This window comes from Candidatus Obscuribacterales bacterium (assembly GCA_036703605.1).
In the GTDB taxonomy this organism is placed as follows: Bacteria; Cyanobacteriota; Cyanobacteriia; order RECH01; family RECH01; genus RECH01.
The window spans coordinates 1-1,270 of sequence record DATNRH010000180.1; the positions used below are offsets into that span (position 1 = coordinate 1).

Genomic DNA, 1,270 nt, shown 5'->3' on the forward strand with positions numbered 1-1,270 from the left:
GTAATGGTGATGCGGAGGGGGCTTTGTCGTTCCCTATTTCGTCCTTCACGGCTACCGAGTCTGATGCTGGCGATCCCAAGATCATGCTCGACGTGTCGGGTAATACAAGAACCTTCGACATGACGCAGGGCTGGAGGTCGATGGGTAAGCGCGGTGAATACGATACCCGTGTGATCTGGCGCAGATTGGGCCAGCACCGATCCTTTACCCCACGATTAGCCATTTCCTCTCCTGTTAAGCGGGCGGTATTCGCTGCCTATGCTGAAATCGAGCCGTGTAAATGACAGATACATTCTTTAATGGCAGGCAGTGGCGAAAGCTGGTCGGTGAGCAGGAGGTTAAATTCCTTGAGTCGCTTTACCAGAGAACAGGTGGAGCGCCGGAGCCGACACAGAACCTAACGGAAGTTTCCAACTCTGTCACCAATCTTGAGCAAACAACCAACTCGGTGATGTACGAGGTACAGGTCTTGCGGCGGCTGTATGCCGCTGAGAATGACAACACGTCGAGACTGCTTGGCATTATCAAGAAACTTGAACACAGAATCAGCCAACTTGAGGATTCTCAGTGAGCGCGAATACCTACCCTATATTCTTTAACTCTACCTACCTGGATTCTGCTAACGGGACGATCTACACAGCCCCTACGTCCCCTTCGACCCTGACGGTTCAGGACTTGCAGTTAAAGATTACGAATATCACAGCGGCCACCCACACCGTCACACTGTATGTGGTGTCGGATGGAGGAACAGCATCTAGCGCCCTTGCTATCGCGCTCGATATGTCCGTTCCCCCCAATGATTTCATCTTAATCCCCGCGCCACGCTTTGGGGCTGGTTCCACCATACAAGGTTTTTCGGATACTGCTAACGTCCTCACTGTTCAGGCTGTTGGCGGAAAAACCCACACGCCATAGGTGGAGGACGGGGGAGCATTCGGTGGAATGCCTCTCAAGTTGTTGAATTTTAAAGAGTAAAAATGGGAACCACATTCCCCCTTTCGGAGACACGATTATGGGTTTTATTTCAGACGCCTTTGGTGGCGGGGAAGCGGAAGATGCAGCAGAAGCTGTTGCACAGGGGTTTAGAGAATCCGAAGATATTTTTAGAGACTACGGGGATAGGGCGCTTGATTATCTGACGCCCTACAAGCGAGTCGGCCAATACGGGCTTAACAGCCTAGCCGCAGTCTATGGGGGAGACGAACCAGACTACACCCAGTTCACTAACTCACCAGGCTACCAGTTCCAGTTCAACGAAGGCCAAAAGGCG

Annotated in this window: 3 protein-coding genes; all 3 read left to right on the forward strand. The window is 52.0% G+C overall.

What is annotated here, in order from left to right:
* Positions 1-284, forward strand: a 284-nt coding sequence (locus V6D20_03875; protein HEY9814929.1) for a hypothetical protein, incomplete at its 5' end; no start/stop codon positions are given.
* Entirely contained in the window at positions 281-571 is a 291-nt protein-coding gene (locus V6D20_03880; GenBank protein ID HEY9814930.1) for a hypothetical protein, read from the forward strand. The genes V6D20_03875 and V6D20_03880, both read left to right, overlap by 4 nt.
* 441 nt (positions 572-1,012) lie before the next feature.
* The coding region (locus tag V6D20_03885; protein ID HEY9814931.1) for a hypothetical protein at positions 1,013-1,270 on the forward strand (258 nt) is incomplete at its 3' end.

What these genes read in the sequence shown, in the direction of transcription:
- V6D20_03880 (HEY9814930.1), top strand. Translation starts at nt 281, where the DNA reads ATGACAGATACATTCTTTAATGGCAGGCAGTGGCGAAAGCTGGTCGGT.